The organism is Shewanella sp. SR43-8 (genome assembly GCF_014163775.1).
In the GTDB taxonomy this organism is placed as follows: domain Bacteria; phylum Pseudomonadota; class Gammaproteobacteria; order Enterobacterales; family Shewanellaceae; genus Shewanella; species Shewanella vesiculosa.
The window spans coordinates 1-219 of record NZ_JACJDX010000061.1 but is presented as its reverse complement, the minus strand read 5'-3'; the positions used below and the strand labels follow the sequence as shown (position 1 = coordinate 219).

General features: G+C 53.9%; 1 protein-coding gene. It reads right to left on the bottom strand.

The annotated features are described in order from the left end of the window. The coding region (locus tag H5114_RS20360) for a hypothetical protein (protein WP_182723898.1) at positions 1–219 on the bottom strand (219 nt) is incomplete at both ends.

Below are 219 nucleotides of genomic sequence, written 5' to 3'. Positions count from 1 at the left end.
CCGCTGACGATGCTGTAGGTCACTGGCGTGCCTTCTGGATCGGTGGCATTGACGGTGCCAATCACGGTGCTGTCGCTGCTGTTTTCATTGTAGCTAAAGTTGTAGCTGGTTTCGCCCACGGGTGGAGTGAACTCAGGCGTTTCATTGACATCAAGCTCAGTGAGGGTGACGTTAATGTTGGTGGTGTTGACGCCATCTGAGGCGCCGACGACTAAATTG